Source organism: Paenibacillus sp. J22R232 (assembly GCF_056269165.1).
On record NZ_JBWDNK010000002.1, the window covers coordinates 196,547 to 213,577 of the forward strand.

A 17,031-nucleotide genomic window follows, 5' to 3' on the forward strand; every position below is an offset into this window, starting at 1 on the left:
AGTTGAACCAACCTCTCTACTTACACGCGCTGAAGCAGCAAAAGTTATTTCCACCGTTTTGAATACTTAGCGGATGTAACAATAATCCCATTACCGCAAGGTAATTGGGGTTATTGTTTTTCTGTTATTAAATCTGTACGATCCGTGATAAAATTTCAAGAGATTGGGGGGAGACACCATGAAGCTAAACTTCTTACAACGCTATAGACAGCTCACTTTTAAAAATCGAATTATTACGATATTCATACTCATTATTCTGGTTCCGTTTATTTGTCTTGGGCTTGCATCGCTATTTACGATTAACTCCATACTTGTCAATAAAGTCGAGGGTTCCATCCAGAGCAACTTAAGGCAAGATGTACTGACGATGGAAAACACATTAAACAACTTAAACCATGTTTTGCAACAAATCACTTTTGGGGGCGGAACGAACAAACTGCTTGAGCAGCTGCAAAATGAAACGGAGCCTTTCGAGCGGATAAGGCTTCGAAACGAGATGAAGAGCGAGCTGAACGTGATCACCTTCTCCAACCCAAATATAGGATTAACGATGTATTACTTCAAGAATAGCAAAGAGTATGATTTTGAGAATTTTCCAGTCAGAGATCCCTTTAATCCGGAACAGCTGCCAGTTATGGCGATATATCCCGAGATTACTTATTTCGGCCCTCACAAAAGCAATAATAGATCGATTAATCAATTAGTCTTTAGCACCATGCGTAAAGTGAATTGGCTGGATCAAGACGTTTATTTATACATAGAGACAGGCTTTAATGCCACCGCCAAATTATTTGATTCCGACAATCCTTCCAATAAGTCACGAAGGCTGCTTATTCTTGATAATGAAGGTAAAATAACGTTCAGCCAGGACCAAGAGCAATTTCCGCTAAACAGAATGTTTCCCATCGAAAATGCCGAGACCGTGTCAGGATCATATGGGCAATATATATGGCATAAAGAAACGAGCAATCAAGGCTGGAGCATCGTTTCCATATTGCCAAAAGAGGTATTGAACCAGGAAAAAACCCAATGGTATTTTCAAATAACCGTTTATTTCTTAATATTTGAGCTTGCGGCAGTCATTCTCGCTTTATTATTGTCAAGAATGGTATACAAGCCACTAGAGAAGTTCAATATGGAAATTAAAACACTGGTGCAATCCAATTCCAAGGAGAATACGGATTTAACCCATATACCTGAATTTGATTTTTTGCTGTTTAAGATCCGAGCGATGAAAAAAAAGATTTGGGAATTATACGAAGAAATTGAACAGAAAGAAAAGAGAAGAGCGAATTTAGAGGTTGAAACGCTATTGTATCAGATTAACCCTCATTTCTTAATGAATACGCTAGACACCGTACATTGGCTCGCGATGATCAATGGGCAGGAGGAAATCGACAAGCTGGCGCTTTCTTTAAATAAACTCCTGCAATACAATCTTGGCAAGTCGGGTGAGGCTACCACGATTGGAAGGGAAATAGATGCGCTAAAAGAATATTTGCAGCTTCAGAAGATCAGGTACGATTTTCAATTCGATGTGGATATCGATGTGGATGACGATGCGATGATGCTGTCGATTCCACGGTTTATTCTCCAGCCTTTAGTTGAGAATGCCCTTTATCACGGAGTAAGCGATAATGGATATATTCATGTGGATATACGGTTAAACGATGAGCTTGAAATTACGATTGAGGATAACGGCGCCGGGATGCTGCCGGATAAAATCGATCAATTACTGAATGATGATTCCATGGACAGCCAGAAAGTAGGGATGGGCATCGGAATGAAATATGTCAAACGCATACTGGAAGCCAATTATGGAGAGCAAGCAACGTTTCATATTAAGAGCGTGATCGGTAAAGGGACCGTCGTTTCTATGAGCTTGCCTGTGTTTAGAGGTGAACAACAATTATGATTAAGGTATTAATTGTAGATGATGAGAAAATCGTTCGTAAGGGATTAGTCAGCTTTATGCCCTGGCAGGAGTTTGGGATGGTTGTTGTAGGGGAGGCAAACAATGGCGAGAACGCCCTGCAGTTCTTGGAAACGAATAAGGTAGATCTGTTGCTTACAGATCTGTCCATGCCGGTCATGTCGGGAATTGAATTGATGAAGGAAGTAAGAAGGATACATCCGAGTATCCAAATTGTCGTACTGACCCTGCATCAGGACTTCGAATACGTGCAGGAGGCACTTCGGATTGGAGCTATCGATTATATCGCTAAGACACAACTGGAAAAGGAACAATTCAAAGATGTGCTGGGTAGAATTTCATCGTTATTCGATTCGAAAAAATCCACAGGGTACGACAGCCAACGTGATGAATTCGATCAAGTCGATGAACTATACGTGATCTACATCTTGAATGGGCAAAACGACGACTCGGCAATGGATTTCACGCTGCCCAAAGGCGCCATAGAATTGGATGTAGGGGTATGGGGAATGACTTATTTGCCACCGGACTCTATAGCTTCAAGTGCTGATTATGCCATCATCTGCTTTCGTGATTTGAAAGAGCTGGATCGGAAATCAATCGTGCAGCTTACTCGCGTCTATCGAAGGAACGAATTTTTTTACGATTATAGTCCATTGCAGTCTATTCCGTTTGTTCATAATGGCGGGATTACAGCTTTAGGAGAGAATGCCGATTACGACTTGAACAAGCTGAAGCGGAAGTGGCTGTCACCGGATTGGATCTACGAGGATCACATTTTCGAAACGATGCTTCAGGAGCTGAAGGCCATAAAGCTTCCGCCAATAAGATTAACTAGATTATTCTTTTCCTTGTCGGATGAATGGAATCGATTGTATGAGCAAATATTGATTGATCCCATTGGAATGGATGATTCATTCGCCTATTATGCGCAGTTTGAAGGCTGGTTGCGCAACGTAAGGGATGCCATCCATCAGGCTAATAGCAAGCCCCAATATTCCAAGGAAATTCAGAACAGCATTGCGAAGGCGGCTAATATGGCTCAGTTAATGATGAATCAATCCCTATCGGCAGGAGAAATGGCGCAGATCGTCAATATGAGCAGCAGTTATTTCAGCCAATGCTTCAAACAAATCGTAGGCAAAACCTATACGGATTATTTGCGTGATATTCGCTTGGAAAGAGCCAAGCATTATTTGATAAACACGACTAAAACCATTCAGTGGATTGCCGAACAGGTTGGCTATAATGATGAAAAGTATTTTAGCCGCTTGTTTAGGGAGCATATTGGCATTCTGCCAAGTGACTATAGACAGGCTAACAAACAAGTGTGATAGGTTCGTTTTTGAGCTCCTGCATGCTAGGTAGAAATTCGTCCGAAAACAGGGTAGACAGTTTTCGGGCGTCTTTTTATTTTCATCGTATATTCGACCTATCCCTCTTGTATCCTCTAACACGCATCACCTCTTCGAGGTATTATAATCAAGTTGTAGCGAAAGACGTTCATTTAAATTTGCAGTAGGGGGAAAGAAAATGAAAAAGAATTTCAAAACCTTGGCGGTCGGGCTGGTTGTTGCGCTGAGTTTGAGCGCATGTGCCAGCAACTCGCCAAATGAGAATCCAAACAACCAATCAAGCAGCCAACCAAGCAACAATCCAGAGACGGACGTGGCAGTTAATCCATTGGAGAAATTTCCAGAGCCGGTTGAAGTAGCGATAGGCAGGGGGATTGATCCGACTTACAAGTACGAGGGCGAGGATACAGCAGAGAATAACCTGTATACGCGTTGGCTGAAGGACTCCTATAACATTGTGATCAAACATGAGTGGGAAGCATCGACTGTCGATTATGGCCAAAAGGTAAGCTTAGCCATCGGAAGCAATGATTTGCCCGATGCCATGCTGGTTAACGAAACGCAGCTAAGACAAATGGTTAAAGCCGACCAGCTGGCGGATTTGACGGAAGTATACAATAAGTTTGGGGCAGACCGTCTGAAGCAAATCTATGAATCCAATGCAGGATTGCTCGAAGGCGTTACCTTTGACGGCAAGCTGTATGCCCTGCCTGAAACAACGTTGCCTTCGGCACCGATGACGTGGATTCGTAAGGATTGGCTTGATAAGTTAGGCTTGGAAGCTCCCAAGACGTTAGAGGATCTTGAAAAAATCGCAAAAGCTTTTATCGATAATAAAATGGGTGGAGACAAAACGTTAGGCATAGTGGGTACCCAGCAAGGCGGAACTCTTTATTCTACCTTCCTTACCTCTGGCGACCATTTCATGAATTTCTCGCCTGTGTTCTTCTCCAATAATGCTTATCCGGGCATTTGGGTAAAAGATAAGGACGGGAATGCCGTATACGGTTCTACTACTGCTGAGACGAAGGAATCTTTGGTCAAGCTGCGGGATTGGTACGCGAGCGGCATTCTGGATAAAGAGATCGGTTTGAGAAAAAGCACGCAAGAGGTAATAACCAGCGGTCAAGCAGGTATTTTCTTCGGTCCATGGTGGGCACCGTACAACCTTATGGATTCCATGAAAAACGATCCGAATGCCAACTGGAGACCATACACGGCGCCAGTGGATGAGTCGGGCAAATTTAACTCTAACCAAACTACGGGTAGTTCGTACATCGTTGTGAAGAAAACCTACAAACACCCAGAGGCTGTCGTTAAAATGCTTAATATTCATGTATCGGAAAAAGAAGAAAGCTATAAAACAGCGGTGGGCAAAGAATTGACTTCCCAGGAAATTCCATTGTTCCTTATTATGGGTCATGGCGATCAATTGGAATATGCCGTGAAATCCACGCAAAAGGTTCTTACAGGCGAAATGAAGCTGGAAGATGTGGACAAACTCAATTACGGATTTGCTTATGAGCTTGCATCCCATGTGAAGAATGTGAAAAAAGAGCCTTTTGACAACTATGACATTCAATATTGGGACCAACAAAAAGATCCCGACTTCTTCACCCATCTTTACTCACATTTGAATGGCGGTTCAACGTTTGTGGATGCGGACATCAATTATGTGAAGAGTCTTGCAACGGCACAGACCAAAACCATGCAAACAAAATGGACCAACTTAAAGAAAATCGAAGATGAGACCTTCTTGAAAATTATTATGGGCAGTGCCCCGATCGAAGAGTTCGATGCTTTCGTTGAAAAGTGGAATGAACAGGGCGGAGACCAAATTACTAAAGAAGTGAATGAGTTGAAATAAAGCAGAATGATCAAGGCGGGTGGATCGTTCACCCGCCTTGATTATCCTTTTAAGGAGATAGAGATATGCTTAACCGAGGTATTTATAAACACTACTATTTGATGCTCCTACCCGGATTGCTGTGGCTTGCCTTTTTTAATTTGCTTCCCATGTACGGGGTTTTAATGGCATTCAAGGATTTCAACCCAGGCTTAGGCATATTTAAGTCCGAATGGATCGGCTTGGAAAATTTTAAGTATATGTTCGAACTGGATGATAGCAAACAAGTATTCCAAAATACGATTTTCATTGCCTTGTTAAAAATGATTGGTAACTTGATTTTCCCGCTCATCTTTGCGCTCATGTTAAATGAAGTGAAAAACAGGCTGTTTACTAGGTCCGTTCAAACCATTGTCTATTTGCCCCATTTTTTATCCTGGGTTATCGTGGCAGGAATTATGTTGGATATCCTATCTTACTCAGGTCCCATTAACCAGATTCTTTCTCTATTTGGCGTAGAGCCAACCTTGTTTTTCGCTAATGCGGATATCTTTCCTTGGCTTGTCGTGTTTAGTGACGTTTGGAAGGAATTTGGTTTCGCAGCTATTATTTATTTTGCCGCGTTAACATCCATTAACCCTGAAATGTACGAAGCAGCAGCGATAGACGGAGCTTCCCAGTTTAAAAGGTTGACGAGTATTACCCTCCCTAGCATATTGCCGGTTGCGGTTTTGCTTGGCACATTAAGCTTAGGAAATATTCTGAATGCTGGGTTCGATCAAATATTCAATCTTTACAATCCATCGGTCTATTCAACGGGCGATATCATTGATACTTGGGTTTATCGAGCCGGCTTGCTTGATATGCAATATGGTCTTGCGACTGCCGTCGGCCTCCTGAAGTCTGTTGTTGGTCTCGTTCTCATTTCAGTATCTTACGGGCTTGCCTATCGGTTTGCGAATTACAGAATTTTTTAACGGAAAGATGTGATCATCATGGTAGAAGAACGCTCGGTTCCATCTAGGCTATTTAATGGATTCAACATATTCTTGCTTATCATCATTACGCTGCTTTGCATACTGCCTGTTTGGTATACGCTAGTCGTTTCTTTGAGCGACAGGGCAGCAGTGGCTGCGGGTGAAGTTTTTATTTGGCCGCAAGGGTTAACCTTGGGTTCCTACGAAACGATCATTGATGATGGCCAGTTTTTCAAATCATTTTTCATATCCGTGCAGCGTGTATTATATAGTGCCGTTATTACTTTCTTTATCGTACTATTAATGGCCTATCCGCTATCCAAAACCTCTAAAGAGTTTAAGCCGAGAAATATCATTATGTGGCTGCTCATTTTTTGCATGCTGTTCGGAGGCGGCTTGGTCCCATGGTACATGACCATGAAATCCCTTGGCTTAATCAACACGATCTGGGGACTCGTTCTGGGTGGAGGGCTACCTGTTTTTAATGTCATTTTGGTTATGAATTTCTTTAGAAATTTGCCGAAGGAAATGGAAGAATCCGCATTAATTGATGGCGCAGGACCTTGGCGCATCCTTTTTGGTATCTTTTTGCCTCTTTCTACCCCGGTCTTGGCAACGATTCTAGTGTTTACGATTGTCGGGCATTGGAATGAGTTTTTCCAAGCACTTGTGCTCATGACCAAAAATGAAAACTATCCTTTGCAATCTTATATACGCCAAGTCACTCTCGTCATTGACCCGTCCAAAGTAGATGCGGAATCGGCAAAACGGCTGACGAGCTTATCCAATCAGACGTTAAATGCAGCTAAAATTTTCATATCCATGCTTCCGTTATTGATTATATATCCCTTTTTCCAAAAGTATTTCGTGAAGGGAATTACGCTTGGTTCGGTTAAGGGTTGACTTTATGGCAATTACAATCAAATATATTGCAGAGCTCGCCGGCACTTCTATTGCGACCGTGTCGAGAGTCATTTCCAACGACTCAAGAATCAGCGAGAAAACGCGATTGAAAGTAATGGGGATCATAGATCAACACGGTTATCAACCCCATTTACACGCAAAAGGCTTGGCATTAAAGGCTAGTCATAACATGGGTGTCCTGCTTCCTAATCCAGCAGCAAATTTGCACTTCAATTCCATTAAAGCGTTGCGAGGAATCATATCGTCAGCGCAACATTGCGGCTATAATGTATTGCTGCTAGCTGGGAATAGCGAGAAGGATGTATTGCAAATAATTGAGTCCCGATACAAAGGACGAAGCATGGATGGCCTTATCCTCCTTTATTCAAGTGAAAGGGATATTGTCATATCCGAATTAATTTTGAATGGGATCCCCTTTGTTTTCATTGGAAGTCATATGGAGCACGCAGATATCAATGCCGTCGATTACGATCAATTTCAGGCAGCATGGGATGCTACACATTTCCTGATTCAGCTGAACCACCGGAATATTGCCCTACTTCACGCTCCTGTTCACGTCGCTGTCCAGTCGGATCGCATGAAGGGTTACCAATTGGCTTTACAAAGCTCGCGTATTGAACCGAATCCAGACTGGTGTATGGCAGCCGAAAAGGACGAGGAAGATATTATCGTTTGGACATGGATGAATTCGGCTGAAAGGCCTACTGCAATCCTTGTGCAAGATGATGTCTCAGCATTAAAAGTGGTTCGTGCTTTGACAAGATTAAAGCTAAAGGTGCCTGACGATGTGAGCATTGTTAGTTTTAGCCAGGATAATATGGGAGAACTAGTACCGCCAGCTTTAACAGTTGTTCATACGGATTCTTATTCTCTCGGCTACGAAGCTGCTTCCATGCTGCTTCAAATACTGAAGGGAACAATGAGTGGATCAAATCGCATGATTTTACCGCATGGGATTAAGGTTAGAGAGTCCACAAGGAAAATAGATTGAATTACGGTTAATAACTTGCTCCCGCCAAAATGAGGTTGAGCTGATAGCTAATGCGGATACCTTCGGGCTAGCTTGTAATGGCTTGATTATGTGGAGGGAGCATGGTAAGAAATACAATCGTCACATATACGGATGAAAAAACAAATTTAGCAAATGCTAGAGGAAAAACATCCAGGGAGTGCATCATAATGGCAAGAAGACGAAGGTATGCAGTGCCGGGGGTTGAACGGGAAATGCAAACGTTCAAAGCGGAAGTCATGAGGCGCGAAGGCTATGCCGTTGACCCGAATCGGCCGGATGATGTGAAATATGAAGTAGCCAAGGAGCTTGGCGTACCTCTACAGTCTAGCGACAATGGCGAATTAAGTACGGAATCAGTTGGCCATATTGGCGGTAAAATTGGCGGTTCCATGGTCAGGGAAATGGTCCGTCGTGCCAAAGCCCAGCTTGCTAATGAGGATCAACCGTGAAAAGCGGTTAATCACACGATTTGGGACTATATAAGATGTAGCCAGGCTGTCGAGAAAAACTCGGCAGCCTTTATTTCGTTCAATTGGATCTATGCGAGACATGTATCTCGAATAATGATTTGAACGCATACAAACGGTCGTATTAATGGATAGAAAAAGGAGCATTCCTACAGATAATGTCTCGTTTTATATCGCCTAAAAATGATATGACACTATTCGACAAAAATAGATAAGAAGTAGAGGAGCGGCATGCTATACTTATCTAGCAGAAAAGTGATCGATTCACTATTCATTTTTCATGACAGTTTAAGAGGAGCATACGCAAAATGAGTGTATTTCGCAAAAAAGGTTTAAGGATGCTGTCTAGTTTTTTGGCATTATCCATAATCATGTCCAGCTTTAGTGGTTTGGCCTTAGCAACAAGCATTGGGAGCGGTACTGCAGCAGAGGCAACTAGCAAGTTACTCTCGAGTTTTGATTTTTCGGGAGCCAATGCCAAAACATTTACGATCAGCGACGGTTCAGCCGAGCCGGAACATACTGTACATATTATTCTGGATCAGAATATGGTTGATATGCAGGGCATTGTGAATCTACTAAATGATGCCTCCATGCTAGCAACAACCGATATTATTGCCGATGCAGTATCTCCTAATGCATTTAGGCTTACCTCCAGCGTAATCGGTAAAACAAGCCAGATCGCCATCACGGGACCGGACGCTGCCGACTTTTTTGCGCTATCCCAATACTCCGGTACGGCTACGGATCAAGAAAGCGTTGAAGAAACGAAGATAAGCCTGTCTCCGTTTTATGAATCGGATGAAAGCATGGGCTATGTATTAAGCGATATGACGTTGCCGGTTACCGATATCATAAACCATACCTCTATTTCATGGTCCAGCGACAATGCGGCAGTCATTACCGATTCAGGTGAAGTCGCAAGACAAGCCGCCAACACGAACGTGACGCTTACCGCCACGATAACGAAGGGATCAGCGATAGACACGCAGACGTTTGTTATTACGGTTATCGGAACAGAGCCTACCGTGGTGTTAACGGACGAGGAGAGCGTAGCGAATACGAAAGCGAGCTTGACGCCTTTTTATGATACGGATGAATCGGAAGGGTATGTAAAAGGTAATTTGACATTGCCATTGACGGATGTCATCAACATAACCAACGTATCTTGGGATTCGAGCCACCCAACGATTATTACGAATGCAGGAACAGTAAACAGACCCAATGTTACAACAACGGTTACGTTGACGGCTACGATATCCAAAAATGCAGTTACGGATTCCGTATCCTTTCAAGTTTCCGTAATCGGAACGGATTCGGAACTGGTTAACATAGCAAAAGCAGGTCTCAATCCAACCTATGTTAGCGGCGATTCCGAAGCTTCGGTCACTCAAAACCTACTGCTTCCTAGTACCGCTAATAACGTAACCATTAGTTGGGAATCCTCTAACCTGACGTTTCTGACCAATGCCGGCGTGGTGGAGCGACCAGCTTTCGTTGATGGTCCGGCAAATGTCGTTTTGACAGCTACGCTTACGAAAGGCCAGGCCGTTGATACGAAAACCTTCAATCTGACCATTGCGCCAAAGGAAGCGACTGATCTTGAAGCCGTCGCATTCGCTAAAGGAAATATAGCAGTAGGATATATGACAGGGGACTCGGCTAGTCACGTAACGGGCAATCTTACGCTAGATACCACGGGTGCACTCGATACAGCCGTTTCTTGGACATCAAATCTTGCTTCAGTTGTTTCATATAACGGAGTCGTTAATAGGCCTGTAAGTGCACAAAACATGAATGTTACGCTTACAGCTACGATTACGAAAGGATCGGCTATGGATACGCAGACTTTTGACGTGACTGTGCTAGGAACAGTCACGGATGAGGAAAGCGTAGCGAATACGAAAGCGAGCTTGACGCCTCTATATGATACGGATGAGTCGGAAGGCTATGTTAAAGGCAATATGACGCTGCCGCAGGCGAATGCCATTCAATTGACTTCTATTGCCTGGTCTTCAAGCCAACCGGCCATTATTTCTAATGCTGGCATTGTAAATAGACCCTCTGCTACAACTATGGTTACTTTAACAGCTACCATTGTCAAAAATTCAATTACCGATACAGCAGTATTCAATGTTTCGGTAATAGGGATTGATTCGGAACTTATTCAACTCGAAAAAGCTAATCTCAACCCAACCTATGCTAGCGGCGACTCAGAAGCTTCGGTCACTCAAAGCCTGCAGCTTCCGCTTGCCTCAAACGGTGTGATGATTAGCTGGGGTTCGTCAAAACCGAACGTACTTGCCAATAATGGAGCAGTGACGCGTCCGGCTTTCGTTGATGGTCCGGCAACGGTTGCCTTAACAGCCACGCTGACAAAAGGTGATGCCGTTGAAACCAAAATCTTCAACCTCACCATTATGCCGTTAGCTGCAGAATCCGTTACTAATCCGGGAACCGCATTGCCGACACCTGCTTTTGAAATGACAAGCGCAACAAAATCGTTAATTGAAGCGTTAGGCGCAGGCGTTGTAGTAGCTCCCGTACAATACTCTACAAGCAGTACAGGCGATACCCTAACCAAAGTGAATCAAGCAGAGCTTCTTGCACTGGTGAATAGCAAGGAGACCAAAGCGGTAATTGTTCCAGTTACGAATAAGAATGGTCGTGCCGTCGTATCTTTGACGCCTGGATTGCTTGCCGTTATGAAACAAAAAGATGAGCAGTCGAAAATCGTGTTCCAAAGCAATGGCGTGACGTATGAAATGCCTGCTGCTTTTGCAGACACGGCAGCTATAGCCAAAGCACTGGGGTTTATTGAGTCTGTCGCTAAGGATGCCGAACTTCAAATAACGATTGAAACCGTACCTACGGACACTGTAATTGGACAGATTACGGATGCGGGTGGCAAGCCAATCGCTCCTGTAGTCAGCTTTTCCATTGTAGTGGTTACTCCCGACAAGACCTATGCGTTCAATGATTTTAGAGGTACGTATATCAAACGTTCGTTTGATTTGAATGCAACGGTAGATTCGACTAATTCGGTTGGCGTTCTTCTCCATCAGAATGGCTCCGTAACGCCGGTACCGACCATTTTCACTAAGGTTGACGGCAAACCGGTAGCTATTATTAAAGTAGATCACAACTCCACTTATACGATTATTGAGCACGCCAGCATGCTTTCGGACATTGACACCTCATGGGCGAAAGATAAAATTAGAACGTTGGCTAACAAGAAGATTATTAACGGATACGAAGAGGGAATATTCAAGCCAAACGGTCATGTCACCCGTGCGGAATTTGCTTCCATGATTGCAAAGGGGCTTGGCTTGAATGAGGATTCCAGCGCAGTCAAGTTCTCTGATATCGGCAATGAAGCATGGTACGCCGGAGCCGTAGGCGCAATGTCTTCACGCGGATTCATCAGCGGATATAACGACGGCAGCTTTAAAGCAGACCAAAAAATTACCCGCGAGGAAGAAGCGGTTATTCTCGCTCGCGTGCTTGCTTATCTTAAGCGCGATGTGAAATCGAGCAGTTCAATTCTAGATAACTTCCGCGATCAGGCATCCGTATCTGAATATGCGCTATCCTCCGTCGGGACTCTCGTGCAATTGAAGATTATGAACGGGGATAACCAAGGAAACTTAAATCCGCAAGGAAATGCTACACGCGCGGAAACCGCAACTTTGGTTCACAATCTACTAAGCTTAGTGGAGTTCCTGAACTAATAAGCCAAACGAATATAGGGAAGAGTCAACATATAAAGAGCAGGAGACGCCCGGTGGGGTGCTTCCTGCTCTTTGTTATTCATTTGCTAAAATTTGAAAAAAGCTGAAATGTAACGTGAGCAGCTCTTACTTTGCGTAACAAACAGGTATAATGATAGCAAAGAAGTAGCAATTAGGGCTTGAGCCTGCTGAATCTATATAATAAAAGGAGTATGAACATGGACAATAGCAGCCAAACAAACCAAGAAAGCGATTTTCCTAAGATAAGCCAACCGGCGACTCGTGCGCTCTCGCATGCGGGTTTATACAGGCTCGAACAACTGACAAAAGTGACGGAAGCAGACTTATTGAAGCTGCATGGCCTGGGACCGAAAGCCATAAGGATTTTGAATGAGGTTCTCAAAGAGAAGGGGCTGTCCTTTGCAAAAAAAGGATAACATGACATCCATAACCCAGATGTTGATCGCATGTATGAGCGAAACGATAAGACAATTGCAGAAGGGAGACCTGTAACGGATGTACGAACAAAAAACAAAAGAAACCGACAACAGCGTAATCGAATTTCTTGATCTCATCGAGAATCCTAAGAAACGCGAGGACGCATATAAGCTGTTGGATATATTTACGGAAACGACGGGGCATCCAGCTAAAATGTGGGGACCGAGCATCATTGGTTTCGGCTCCTATCACTACCGTTATGACACAGGCCATGAAGGGGATGCGCCGCTGGAGGGCTTCTCGCCGAGAAAAGCAAAAATAAGCTTATATTTCGCAACCGGTGACAACGAAAGAGCTGCCTTGCTGCAAAAGCTCGGCAAGCATACCTCGGGAAAAGCATGCGTCTATGTCAACAAGGTAGAAGACATTGATGTTGACGTTCTGAAAGAATTGATTCTTCAATCCATTGTATTTCTGAATGAGCGGTACCCGGAGTCTTGAACGAAACATCAGCATTCGAATAAGCCTCATTGATGAAAGAGACCTGAAATGGAGGTCTCTTTTTATTTTTATGCGTATAGGTGAAATCCCCCGCTTTGATTAATGAGATGGCAAAAACGGTTTTGTTGACACATATATTAGCGAATGCTAATATAATCATCATATTAGATTTAGCTAATATGAAGTGGAGGGAAATGAATAATGACGGTAGCTCCATATGACATAAAGGCCAAATTCATGCGTGGATTTAGTGATAAAACAAGGCTTCAAATACTTGAATCGATTAAAAAAGAGGAAAAAACGGTTTCTCAGATCGTAGAGGCGCTAAACGGAAGCCAGTCCAACATATCTCAGCATTTGGCGTGTTTGAAAGGCTGCGGCATTATTGTTAGCCGTCAAGAAGGGAAATTCATTTACTACAGCTTGAGGAATGATCAGATTGCTCTTTTATTAGAGGTAATGGATGCCGTATTCCATCAAGTAGAGGACGAAGTCGCTGCATGCGAGAGAAATGATGAATGGGATTGCTGCTCTAAAGGGTGAGAAGGGAGGAGAATATGGTTCAGGGGACGACTCAGAGCTATCTGATCGAGGGCATGGATTGCGGAGCTTGTGCAAAGACGATTGAAAATCATTTTAAGCATAACGGGCTTGCGAGTAGTATCAGCGTGAACTTCTCGACAGGAATAATGACGATTGATCATGCTGGCACGATTAATGAAATTATTGACGAGGTGTCAAAAGCGGGTTTCAAAGCGACGTTAGCTGGTGACAATAGGAACGCCGAAATGAAGCAAGATAAACGCTTTGCTAACCACGTTGTTTTATCGGGTTTATTTCTTGTACTGGGCTTCCTTGGTTCCCACACGTTCGTATCCGAATCATTCATTGTCATTCTTTATGCCGTTTGTATGGTGACAGCCGGATATAAACCGGCAAGAAGCGCGTATTATGCGGTCAAAAGCAGATCATTGGATATGAATGTACTAATGACTGTAGCTGTGGTCGGCGCTGTAGCAATTGGGCAATGGCTCGAGGGGGCAACGGTTGTATGGTTGTTTGCATTAGGCAATCTGCTGCAGGCAAGATCCATTGAAAAAACGCGGAATTCCATTCGAAGCTTAATTAATCTTGCTCCGCCTGCCGCTTATGTGAAACAAGGGGCTGAATGGATACAGAAGCCAGTGGATCATATTGCAATTGGAGAGATTATAGTCGTTAAGCCTGGCGATAAAATTCCGTTGGACGGGCGCGTTACTGCCGGTACGTCAAGCGTCAATCAAGCTCCCATAACAGGGGAATCCATTCCGGTTGATAAGGATGAGGGAGATCTTGTTTACGCTGGCACGATAAATGAGCATGGCGCTTTGGAGATTGCCGTCACAAAAAGATTCAAGGATACGACGCTTTCCAAGATCATTTACTTGGTTGAAGAAGCACAAGAAAAGAAAGCGCCCACTGAAGCCTTTGTCGATAAATTTGCCCGCATTTATACACCGATCGTGTTCGTTGCAGCGCTTGTCTTCATGGTGATCCCGCCGATCCTCGGTATAGGGTCTTGGGGAGATTGGTTCTATAAAGGATTGGAATTGTTAGTGATTGCTTGTCCGTGTGCGCTTGTGATCTCAACCCCCGTAGCGATAGTGTCTGCAATTGGCAATGCCGCAAAAAACGGCGTTTTGATTAAAGGCGGAGCCTTTTTAGAAATAGCAGGCACCGTTTCTGCCATCGCCTTTGATAAGACAGGCACTTTAACAGAAGGGAAGCCTAGTGTCTCGCAGGTTGTTGCATTTGAAACAAGCGAAGAGCAATTAATCGCTGTTGCACAGACGCTAGAACAATACTCCACCCATCCGATTGCCCAAACGGTCGTTCAGTATGCCAAAGAAAAAGGATATGCTTCCTTGCAGGCTGCGGATTTTAGAAATATGGTGGGCAGAGGTATTGGAGCCCTCATGGATGGCAGTCAATATTTTGCAGGGAATCTAAGACTGTTTCAAGAATTAAACACGCCTCTTGGAAATGCAGAAGCTAGGTTTGCAGAGCTTCAGCAGGAAGGGAACACCCTTGTTATTATTGGTACCCGTGAGAAGATATTAGGCGTGATTACCGTAGCGGATGCTGTACGTCGTTCAACGCTCGAAGCGCTCGAGAAACTTAAAGAATCAGGTGTTAAACAAATGGTGATGCTGACGGGTGATCATGAGGGTGCGGCGCGGAAAGCAGCTGCTCAAACAGGCATTAGCCGTTATTTTTCAGAGCAGCTACCGGAAGACAAAGTGAATTGCATACAGCAATTGCAGACAGAAGGGTATACGGTAGCAATGGTAGGAGACGGAATTAATGATGCTCCGGGACTCGCTGCAGCAAACATAGGCATCGCTATGGGAGGCGCAGGAACCGATACGGCGATGGAGACGGCGGATATCATATTAATGGCTGATAACTTGGAGAAACTGCCGCATACCTTAAAGCTTAGCCGAAAAGCGTTAAAGATCATAAAACAAAATATTTGGTTTTCTATAACGATTAAGGCAGCTGCGCTCATTCTTATTTTCCCCGATATTTTGACGCTATGGTTAGCTGTCATTAGCGATACTGGCGCTGCATTGCTTGTCATTCTGAATAGTATGAGGCTATTGAGGCTTAGAAGCTGATGAGGCTGTTCATTTGAATATAATAGAAACGGGATGAAGAAATGATTAAGGTCGGAGCCGTTATTTTCCTATATGCGGCAGTGATTGCAGCTGTTCTAGCGAATCAGGAGCCCATTCTATCTTGGATCGCTCAAGATGGAATGAAGCGGCTCCCCTGGATGGTTGGGCTTGCTGTTTTTACGGCAACTATTCCGTTTTTCCCATTCGGATTTATAGCAACGATGATGGGCGCGCAATACGGGCCGATTTGGGGCAGTTTGATTAATGTAATCAGTTCAACAGTAGCTGCCGCATTAACCTTTTGGCTCGTACGAACCCTGCTCCAGGATTGGGGACGCTCATTCATCGCGAGATCGCGGAGGATGGACCGGTTCATGCACCATTTTGAACGCAATGCGTTCATGACCGTATTTGTGTCTCGCCTTATTCCTTTCGTACCCGCTCAGGCGGTCAATGCGGCCTCCGCAATCAGCCAGATGGCTATTGGTAGTTTTGTGCTTGCTACTTTAATTGGAAAAATACCGGTCATGTTTGTATTTGCCGTGATGGGCAATCAGTTGTTTTCAAGTCTCTCCAATCTATTAATCACTTGCGGCATCTATTTGTTCTTTTTAATGATGGTGTATGCGGGCTTGCGCTGGCGGAATTGGAAGGGGAGCCCTAATGCGAAAGACTGAATGTTTACTTATATCGTTCTTGAACTAAAGCGCAATAAAGTGCTTGCCTCATAAAGCAAAGCTTTGTAGAATGCTTAAACGCTACTGACATCCTGCTGTCAGTAGCGTTTTTTGGATAGCGGGCTTAAGTCCAAAGCAATGGAGCAAGATCTTAAAATGGCCGTGTTGCTGAATCGTTTTCTTTTATGATTGGGGACCGCCTGGCTGGGCGGAATTTCCAACGAGCAGGAAATCTCCTTTCCGGGTTTCGCTTTGAGCGCAATCGTAACTTTCTAAACTGTTTGAGTATATTATTCCATTGTATTTAATTGTCGAAACACTATGATTAGGTATATAAACACCATAGGAGGTTATGACGAATAAGCCCACTACATATAGGGAAAGGAAGAGCGTCTTGAACGGTGGTGACGGGAAGAGCCATGTATGCGCGTGCGTAAGCGACAATAGCCAACCTGAATTGTAAGCGTTTTATAAATCAGTGGTTGTATAACGGCCATTCTTCCAGTAGAAGAA

13 protein-coding genes are annotated in these 17,031 nt (G+C 43.9%); all 13 read left to right on the top strand.

The features are described from left to right. The first annotated feature begins 178 nt into the window (after positions 1-178). The 13 genes from AC0YN3_RS07270 (at position 179) to AC0YN3_RS07330 (ending at position 16,518) form a co-directional block, all read left to right on the top strand. Complete coding sequence (locus tag AC0YN3_RS07270; RefSeq protein WP_475774451.1) at positions 179-1,915, top strand: sensor histidine kinase; 1,737 nt, start codon at positions 179-181, stop codon at positions 1,913-1,915. Further along, positions 1,912-3,267, top strand: coding sequence for a response regulator transcription factor (locus tag AC0YN3_RS07275; RefSeq protein ID WP_475774452.1), 1,356 nt, complete (start codon positions 1,912-1,914; stop codon positions 3,265-3,267). The genes AC0YN3_RS07270 and AC0YN3_RS07275 overlap by 4 nt, the downstream gene beginning before the upstream one ends. 199 nt (positions 3,268-3,466) lie before the next feature. After that, positions 3,467-5,155 carry an extracellular solute-binding protein gene (locus tag AC0YN3_RS07280; RefSeq protein WP_475774453.1) on the top strand — a complete coding sequence of 563 codons (1,689 nt, stop codon included), beginning with the start codon at positions 3,467-3,469 and terminating at the stop codon, positions 5,153-5,155. Between the two features lie 65 nt (positions 5,156-5,220). After that, entirely contained in the window at positions 5,221-6,111 is an 891-nt protein-coding gene (locus AC0YN3_RS07285; protein WP_475774454.1) for an ABC transporter permease, read from the top strand. A gap of 18 nt (positions 6,112-6,129) precedes the next feature. After that, the gene (locus AC0YN3_RS07290) at positions 6,130-7,014 is read left to right on the top strand and encodes a carbohydrate ABC transporter permease (RefSeq protein WP_475774455.1); all 885 of its coding nucleotides are present in this window, start codon (positions 6,130-6,132) and stop codon (positions 7,012-7,014) included. 4 nt (positions 7,015-7,018) lie between these two features. Continuing rightward, positions 7,019-8,026, top strand: a complete 1,008-nt coding sequence (locus AC0YN3_RS07295; protein WP_475774456.1) for a LacI family DNA-binding transcriptional regulator — start codon at positions 7,019-7,021, stop codon at positions 8,024-8,026. Between the two features lie 188 nt (positions 8,027-8,214). Continuing rightward, entirely contained in the window at positions 8,215-8,496 is a 282-nt protein-coding gene (locus AC0YN3_RS07300) for an alpha/beta-type small acid-soluble spore protein (RefSeq protein WP_475774457.1), read from the top strand. 326 nt (positions 8,497-8,822) lie between these two features. After that, a complete protein-coding gene (locus tag AC0YN3_RS07305) occupies positions 8,823-12,245 on the top strand; it encodes an immunoglobulin-like domain-containing protein (protein ID WP_475774458.1) in 3,423 nt (1,140 codons plus the stop codon). Between the two features lie 218 nt (positions 12,246-12,463). Then, positions 12,464-12,682 carry a helix-hairpin-helix domain-containing protein gene (locus tag AC0YN3_RS07310; RefSeq protein WP_475774459.1) on the top strand — a complete coding sequence of 73 codons (219 nt, stop codon included), beginning with the start codon at positions 12,464-12,466 and terminating at the stop codon, positions 12,680-12,682. 79 nt (positions 12,683-12,761) lie between these two features. Beyond that, the gene (locus AC0YN3_RS07315; RefSeq protein WP_475774460.1) at positions 12,762-13,184 is read left to right on the top strand and encodes a DUF1801 domain-containing protein; all 423 of its coding nucleotides are present in this window, start codon (positions 12,762-12,764) and stop codon (positions 13,182-13,184) included. Between the two features lie 201 nt (positions 13,185-13,385). Next, positions 13,386-13,727 carry an ArsR/SmtB family transcription factor gene (locus AC0YN3_RS07320; RefSeq protein WP_475774461.1) on the top strand — a complete coding sequence of 114 codons (342 nt, stop codon included), beginning with the start codon at positions 13,386-13,388 and terminating at the stop codon, positions 13,725-13,727. Between the two features lie 14 nt (positions 13,728-13,741). Next, positions 13,742-15,841, top strand: a complete 2,100-nt coding sequence (locus tag AC0YN3_RS07325; protein WP_475774462.1) for a heavy metal translocating P-type ATPase — start codon at positions 13,742-13,744, stop codon at positions 15,839-15,841. Positions 15,842-15,882: 41 nt separating this feature from the next. After that, the gene (locus tag AC0YN3_RS07330; RefSeq protein WP_475774463.1) at positions 15,883-16,518 is read left to right on the top strand and encodes a TVP38/TMEM64 family protein; all 636 of its coding nucleotides are present in this window, start codon (positions 15,883-15,885) and stop codon (positions 16,516-16,518) included. The last annotated feature ends 513 nt before the right edge of the window (positions 16,519-17,031 follow it).

What these genes read in the sequence shown, in the direction of transcription:
- AC0YN3_RS07270 (WP_475774451.1), top strand. Translation starts at nt 179, where the DNA reads ATGAAGCTAAACTTCTTACAACGCTATAGACAGCTCACTTTTAAAAAT.
- AC0YN3_RS07275 (WP_475774452.1), top strand. Translation starts at nt 1,912, where the DNA reads ATGATTAAGGTATTAATTGTAGATGATGAGAAAATCGTTCGTAAGGGA.
- AC0YN3_RS07280 (WP_475774453.1), top strand. Translation starts at nt 3,467, where the DNA reads ATGAAAAAGAATTTCAAAACCTTGGCGGTCGGGCTGGTTGTTGCGCTG.
- AC0YN3_RS07285 (WP_475774454.1), top strand. Translation starts at nt 5,221, where the DNA reads ATGCTTAACCGAGGTATTTATAAACACTACTATTTGATGCTCCTACCC.
- AC0YN3_RS07290 (WP_475774455.1), top strand. Translation starts at nt 6,130, where the DNA reads ATGGTAGAAGAACGCTCGGTTCCATCTAGGCTATTTAATGGATTCAAC.
- AC0YN3_RS07295 (WP_475774456.1), top strand. Translation starts at nt 7,019, where the DNA reads ATGGCAATTACAATCAAATATATTGCAGAGCTCGCCGGCACTTCTATT.
- AC0YN3_RS07300 (WP_475774457.1), top strand. Translation starts at nt 8,215, where the DNA reads ATGGCAAGAAGACGAAGGTATGCAGTGCCGGGGGTTGAACGGGAAATG.
- AC0YN3_RS07305 (WP_475774458.1), top strand. Translation starts at nt 8,823, where the DNA reads ATGAGTGTATTTCGCAAAAAAGGTTTAAGGATGCTGTCTAGTTTTTTG.
- AC0YN3_RS07310 (WP_475774459.1), top strand. Translation starts at nt 12,464, where the DNA reads ATGGACAATAGCAGCCAAACAAACCAAGAAAGCGATTTTCCTAAGATA.
- AC0YN3_RS07315 (WP_475774460.1), top strand. Translation starts at nt 12,762, where the DNA reads ATGTACGAACAAAAAACAAAAGAAACCGACAACAGCGTAATCGAATTT.
- AC0YN3_RS07320 (WP_475774461.1), top strand. Translation starts at nt 13,386, where the DNA reads ATGACGGTAGCTCCATATGACATAAAGGCCAAATTCATGCGTGGATTT.
- AC0YN3_RS07325 (WP_475774462.1), top strand. Translation starts at nt 13,742, where the DNA reads ATGGTTCAGGGGACGACTCAGAGCTATCTGATCGAGGGCATGGATTGC.
- AC0YN3_RS07330 (WP_475774463.1), top strand. Translation starts at nt 15,883, where the DNA reads ATGATTAAGGTCGGAGCCGTTATTTTCCTATATGCGGCAGTGATTGCA.